Consider the following 6158-nt stretch of genomic DNA (forward strand, 5'->3'; position numbering starts at 1 on the left):
TCAGAAAGTACGCGTCATCGTTGACGTTCTTCGCGAACAAGCTCGCTCCTACAGAGGGCATGGGGCAAGCTCAGTACCCGCGCTCGAAATCCACTTCCCCGCGCAGCGCTTGCTTGGCCTGATACGCCCGCAGGTTCTGTACAAACAATTCCACCATCATCGGCGGCGAGGTCGGGGCCGAGCTGTGCCCGGTCAACAGCAAACCCCACGCCGTCCAGAACGGGTGGCGTTGCGGCAAAGGCTCCTGGCGGCACACGTCGATCACCGCGCCGGCCAGGTGCCCTTCTTTGAGCGCCTCGACCAGGTCGGCGTCCACCACCGCCACGCCGCGTCCGACGTTGATAAACAACCCGGTGGGCTTGAACTGCTTGAACAGCGCCGCGTCGTACAGGTCATGGGTATCAGGCGTGTTGGGCAGCAGGTTGATCACGTAATCCACCTCCCCCACCAGCCGGCCTAACTGGTCGAGCCCGGCCACTTCGATAAACGGCGCCTGCTCGCGGGCCTGGCTGGCGATGCCATACAGCTGCACGCCGAATGGCAGCAGAAACTCGGCCACGCTCTGGCCAATGTCACCGGTGCCGACGATCAGCGCCTTGCGCCCGGCCAGGCTCTGGCCCATGCGGTTATCCCACTTGCGCTCCACCTGGCTGACCAGCCGCGCCAGCACTTCGCGCTCGTGGCCCAGCATGTAGGTGAGGACAAACTCGGCCATGACCTGGCCAAAAATGCCTACCGCTCGGGTCAGGCGATAGTCGCGGGGCAAGCCATCGGCCAACAGTGGCGTGATGCCCGCCCAGGTCGATTGCAGCCATTGCGGGTGATGGCCCTGGCGCAGCAGGGTCGCCAACAGATCGGGCTGGCCCAGCCACACCGGGCAGTCGGCGGCCAGGCGCGAAAGTTCGGCCGAGTCGCCGCTGGTCAGCACTTCAAGGTCTGGGGCGGCGTCCCTGAGCAATTGGGCGTAGAGCGGATGATCCTGTTCAGCAATCAGAACACGCATGGTTCAAACCTTTGAAAAAACAGTGCAGACGGCCGCCCGCATCCTTACGGCCACCGTCCTCTAATACGATTCCATTGAAACGGTGCCCTGAGGCGGGCACTGGTGATCACATCGGGTCGTTGCGGCGCAGCAGCTCTTCGGGCAAGTGCTCGATGTACTCGTCCTCGGCCGGCGGCATTTGCAGGTGGTAGCCCTGCTTGTCGAGGTTTTCCAGCACCACGGCGATGTCTTCGCGCGACAGCTTGCGCTCAGGCGTCAGCACCATGTCAAAGGCGTGATGCGCCTTGCCAAAGGCTTCCATCAACGGCTCGGGCACGCGCTCCAGGGCGTCGCTTTTGAGCACATAGAGGTACATGCCGTCTTTTTTCTTGCTGCGGTAGATGGAGCAAATACGTTTCAAGGCTGTTCTCCGGCATTGGCCAGGCTGTCGAGCAGCGCCTGGCCCATCAACTCGCGGCGCCAGCCACGCAGCGAGTCTGGCAATTGGTAAGGCCCATCGGGGTAGCCACTTTTAACCAGGGCTTCGAGGGTTTTCTTGCGCAGCATCAGTTCCGGCGCCATGTCCAGGCGCTCGGCGAAGGTTTGGCCCAGGGCCCGCAGTTGCTTGATCAACGCGGCGGCGTCCACGGGTAACGGCTCTGCCACGGCAGGCGGCCATTGGTCCATGGGCACGCTGGCGGTGCGCTTGATCAGGTCCAGCAGGAACTGGCCGTCCTGGCGCACGGTGCGCGGGTGCATGTCTTCGATCTTGCCCAGAGCGGCGAGGTTATCCGGCTGGGATTTGGCCAAGGGCCACAACGAGTGTTCGCGAATGATACGGTTGCGCGGCAAGTCGCGGGCACGGGCCTGCTGCTCGCGCCAGGCGCACAGTTCACGCAGCACCGCAAGTTGAGCACGGGACAACTTCCACGCCAGCTTGGCGTCGCGGTACAGCTCGTAGGGGTCGATCTCGCGGCGCAGGTTGGCCACCAGTTCGGCGCCGTCTTCCAATACCCAGGCGTATTTGTCGTCCGACAGTTGCGGGCGCAGGCGGGTGTAAACCTCGGCCAGGTGCACCGCGTCTTCGGCGGCGTAGCTGATCTGCGTCTCCGACAATGGCCGCTGCAGCCAGTCGGAGCGGGTTTCACCCTTGGGCAGCTCGATGTCCAACACCGCTTGCACCAGCCGCGAGTAGCCCATGGAGAAACCGAGGTTGAGGTACGCCGCCGCCAATTGGGTGTCGAACAACGGCACCGGCAAGCTGCCGGTCAGGCGCAACAGTACTTCCAGGTCTTCGCTGCAGGCGTGCACCACCTTGATCACCGCTGGGTTTTCCAGCAAGGCGGCCAAAGGTTGCCAATTGTCGATGGTCAGGGGGTCGATCAGGTAAGCGCGCACGCCATCACCGATCTGGATCAGCCCGGCAATAGGGTAAAAGGTGTCGACCCGCATGAATTCGGTGTCGAGGGCGACGAATGGCAACTGCTGCCATTCGGCGCAATGCTGGCCGAGGCTATCGTTGTCGCAGATCCAGTGAATATCGATGGCCACACGGCTCTCCCTTGAAGAATGGCGCGCAGTATATATCGCGAAAGAGGCTTGCGAGCATCCGCAGTGCACACGCCATCATGAAAACTCCGACAGGAGATGAAGAATAGTCCGACAAACGGGCGTTATCCTCTCTTACGCAAAACGTAGACGCACCATAGTCGCGAGCCCGGCAGGAACTCTTGGTAATTGAGGATTTTGAAGCCGGCTTGGCGAAACTCGCTCTCTACGGGCGTGCCCACGTTCACGGCCACGATCACGGTGTCGCGGCTGACGCGGTGAAACTCGTGCAACAACATGAGTCGTGCATCGCTGTCGGGCACATGCCGAAACAAATCCAGGCAGAAAATGCAGTCCACCGCATTTGCCGAAAGGCCAATGGAAAACGCCGAGCCCTGGAATGTTTTGACACGCTTGAGCAACGCGCCCGGGTGATGGGTGCGCGCGTGATCGAGCATCGCCTGGGAGTTGTCCGAGGCCAGGATCACGCGGTTGACGTGTTCGGCCAGCACCGGCCAGAAGCGCCCGGAACCGCACGCCAGGTCGAGGATAAGCCCAGGCTCGCCCGCCACCTTCAGCGCTTGGCGCACCAGCCGCGCATCGCGCCACGCCGACAGGCGCTGCAACAGCCTGGGCGGACGCGGGTCGCCACAGCCCCTGGCATGCTCACGGTCATAGCGCTCGGTGAATTCGGTCTCGATGGAGGATGGAGGTTGTGGCGACATCGCGGGCTCATGTGAATGAAACGGTAGTAAACGACCTTGATTCGCAGCTTAACCGCCGCAACGTGAAAAAAAGGTCGAAAGCCCCTACCCGCTAAAATCGATCATGCCTGGTGCAAATACCAGCGCCAATCCTGCTCCCCCACCTCGCCCATGAACTGGCGGTATTCGGCACGTTTGACCGCCAGGTAAACGCCGAGGAATTCACGCCCGAACGCGTCCGGCGCCCAGCGGGACGTTTCCAGCGCGCGCAAGGTGGTCAGCCAGTCGGTGGGCAGCAGCTCCGTGGCCTGGGCGTAGCCGTTGCCTTCCACCGGGGAGCCAGGGTCTAGCTGTTCGCGGATGCCTCGGTGAATGCCGGCCAGGATTGCGGCGGCCGCCAGATAGGGGTTGGCGTCGGCGCCGCAGATACGGTGTTCGATATGCCGGGACTGGGCCGGGCCACCGGGCACACGCAGGCTGACGGTGCGGTTGTCCACGCCCCAGGTGACCGCGAGCGGCGCATAGCTGTTGGTTTGGAAGCGCCGATAAGAATTGGCGTTGGGGCAGAACATCAACAGTGAATCGAGCAAGGTGCTGAGCATGCCGCCCACGGCCTGGCGCAGCAGCGGCGTACCGTCTGCCGCTTCACTGGCAAACAGGTTATTGCCCTGGGCATCGGCCAGGCTGACGTGCATATGCATGCCTGTACCGGCCAGGTCGTCGAACGGCTTGGCCATGAAACAGGCGGTCATTCCATGCTTGTGCGCCACGCCCTTGACCAGGCGTTTGTAGCGCACGGCTTCGTCCATCGCCTGCAGCGCGTCGGTGCGGTGTTCGAGGGTGATTTCCACTTGGCCCGGCGCGTACTCGGAGATGGCCGTGCGCGCCGGAATCCCTTGCAGCTTGCAGGCGCTGTAGAGGTCGGCAAGAAACGGTTCGATCTGCTCCAGTTCGCGCAGGCCATACACCTGGGTCGAGCGCGGGCGATTGCCATCCACATCCCGCGCCGGTTGCGGGCGGCCGTTGCTGTCGGGCTTCTGGTCGAGCAGATAGAACTCCAGCTCCGCCGCCATTACCGGGTAGTAACCGTCAGCCTTGAGCGCCTCGATAACTTTGGCCAGCAGGTGCCTGGGGTCGGCCACGGTGGCGGGCAGGCCTTCGGTGGGGTGCATGCTCACTTGCACCGCCGCGGTGGGGATCAAGCGCCACGGCATGCGCTGCAAACTGCCGCTGATCGGGTAGGCACGGCAGTCGATATCCCCCACCTCCCACACCAGCCCGGAGTTTTCGACGTCATCGCCATTGATGGTCAGGCCGAGGATGGTGCTGGGCAGAGGCCGACCACTTTCGTACACCGCCAGCAGTTCGTCGCGGTGCAGCAGCTTGCCGCGCGGTACGCCGTTGTTATCGAGGATAAACAGCTCGAACATTTCGATGTCGGGGTTCTGTTCAAGGAAGGTCTGGGCTTCGTGCAGGCTGGCAAAAACACTCATGGGAATTCTCATACGTTTGCATCAGGCAAGCGCGCAGGCGCCGCCAGGCAGATGCGCACAGGTGCGCGTCATCCATGTGGGTAGATCAACGTAGGAGAGAGGTATCTGGCGGGCGCGCGTGTCGGCAATGGAACAAGGCCCAGAACGCAAGCGCAGACGGCAATGTCGCGGTGTGAGTATCGGGGCAAGCGTGCATGCGCAAGTCACAGTGATAGAGATACCTGAGCGTCACATGCCGGGATACGCGGGTCAACTCAGGCTTGACGGAGTTTGGTTGCAGTTTGGCTAAACATTCTGCCTGTAGGAGCGAGCTTGCTCGCGAGGATCGTTAACGATAACGCGGGATGCCTGATTCACAGCGGCGCACTCAGGTTATTCGCGAGCAAGCTCGCTCCTACAAAAAACGGGCATTATGGCGGCTTCGACCGTGCCCTAAGGATTCGACTCCATGAAAGCGCCTCTGGCCCTCTGTGTACTGGCAAGCCTGGCCAATGTCGCCCAGGCCGACACCGCCGCGTCACGCCTTGACGAAGTGATTGCACGCGGCACCCTCACCGTGTGCACCACCGGCGACTACAAGCCTTACACCTCGCTGCGCAGCGACGGCGGCTATGAAGGTATCGACATCGCCATGGCCGAGTCCCTGGCCAAGAGCCTCAACGCCAAAATCAACTGGGTACCCACCACCTGGAAAACCCTGATGCCGGACTTTCTGGCCCAACGCTGCGACATCGCCGTGGGCGGTATTTCCGTGTCGTTGGAACGTCAGAAAAAAGCCTTTTTCAGCCAGTCGCTCGGAGTCGATGGCAAGATCCCACTGGTACGCTGCGCCGACGTGCAGCGCTACCAGACGGTGGAACAGATCAACCAGCCCCAGGTGCGAGTGATCGAACCGGCCGGTGGCACCAACGAAGTGTTTGCCCGTGCACACCTGGGCCAGACGCAGATTCGCCTGCATGACAACGTAACGATTTTTGATGAACTGCTGACGGGCAAGGCCGATGTAATGATCACCGACGCCAGCGAGGCGCGTTATCAGCAGAAGCTCAAGCCTGGGTTGTGTGCAGTCAACCCCGAGCAACCGATGCAGTACAGTGAAAAAGCCTTTTTGCTGCCGCGCGATGATGTGGCCTGGAAGAGTTATGTGGATCAGTGGTTGCATTTGAGTGTGGCGACAGGGGCGTATGCGGGGATTGTGGGGCAGTGGTTGGCTGCGCCATGAATGTGGCCGGCGCGCATTGACCTGACGCCCCCGCGATCCAAATGCGGGAGCTGGCTTGCCTGCGATTGGGCCATAAGTACCTACACAAAAAGCTACTGCAGCCCAAGCTAACCACGATGCGAAGCGAGCCGCTCTTGATCTTGCTCTTGATCTGAAGCGCCCCGTTAAACCACGCTGGCCGGAATTCGACAGGGATTTGGGGGGTAAAC

At 61.8% G+C, this 6158-nt stretch carries 6 protein-coding genes and 1 pseudogene; 2 read left to right on the top strand and 5 right to left on the bottom strand.

All coding sequences use genetic code 11. The annotated features are described in order from the left end of the window. Nucleotides 1–70: 70 nt before the first annotated feature. From QK296_RS09780 to QK296_RS09800, 5 genes are all read right to left on the bottom strand, one after another. On the bottom strand, nt 71–1003 hold the full coding sequence (locus QK296_RS09780; protein WP_003189599.1) for a D-2-hydroxyacid dehydrogenase: 933 nt from the start codon (nt 1001–1003) through the stop codon (nt 71–73). Nucleotides 1004–1109: 106 nt separating this feature from the next. Beyond that, nucleotides 1110–1403, bottom strand: a complete 294-nt coding sequence (locus QK296_RS09785) for a YcgL domain-containing protein (protein WP_003189597.1) — start codon at nt 1401–1403, stop codon at nt 1110–1112. Next, nucleotides 1400–2533 (bottom strand): ribonuclease D, encoded by a 1134-nt coding sequence (gene rnd, locus QK296_RS09790; protein WP_003189594.1) that lies wholly within the window; start codon nt 2531–2533, stop codon nt 1400–1402. Before rnd ends, QK296_RS09785 begins: the two co-directional genes overlap by 4 nt. Before the next feature lie 122 nt (nt 2534–2655). Beyond that, complete coding sequence (locus QK296_RS09795; protein WP_003189592.1) at nt 2656–3255, bottom strand: class I SAM-dependent methyltransferase; 600 nt, start codon at nt 3253–3255, stop codon at nt 2656–2658. A 101-nt stretch (nt 3256–3356) separates the two neighbouring features. Beyond that, entirely contained in the window at nt 3357–4727 is a 1371-nt protein-coding gene (locus tag QK296_RS09800) for a glutamine synthetase family protein (protein ID WP_282390860.1), read from the bottom strand. 291 nt (nt 4728–5018) lie between these two features. Between QK296_RS09800 and QK296_RS09805 the strand changes: the two are divergent. Beyond that, nucleotides 5019–5126 (top strand): annotated as a pseudogene (locus QK296_RS09805) (outer membrane lipoprotein carrier protein LolA); the annotation flags it as partial. A 49-nt stretch (nt 5127–5175) separates the two neighbouring features. After that, on the top strand, nt 5176–5949 hold the full coding sequence (locus QK296_RS09810; RefSeq protein ID WP_057710839.1) for a transporter substrate-binding domain-containing protein: 774 nt from the start codon (nt 5176–5178) through the stop codon (nt 5947–5949). Nucleotides 5950–6158: the final 209 nt, after the last annotated feature.

The organism is Pseudomonas sp. AL10 (assembly GCF_029960685.1).
Lineage (GTDB): Bacteria > Pseudomonadota > Gammaproteobacteria > Pseudomonadales > Pseudomonadaceae > Aquipseudomonas > Aquipseudomonas lactis.

Coding starts and splice junctions, on each gene's coding strand:
- QK296_RS09780 (WP_003189599.1), bottom strand. CDS start 1,003: ATGCGTGTTCTGATTGCTGAACAGGATCATCCGCTCTACGCCCAATTG.
- QK296_RS09795 (WP_003189592.1), bottom strand. CDS start 3,255: ATGTCGCCACAACCTCCATCCTCCATCGAGACCGAATTCACCGAGCGC.
- QK296_RS09800 (WP_282390860.1), bottom strand. CDS start 4,727: ATGAGTGTTTTTGCCAGCCTGCACGAAGCCCAGACCTTCCTTGAACAG.
- QK296_RS09810 (WP_057710839.1), top strand. CDS start 5,176: ATGAAAGCGCCTCTGGCCCTCTGTGTACTGGCAAGCCTGGCCAATGTC.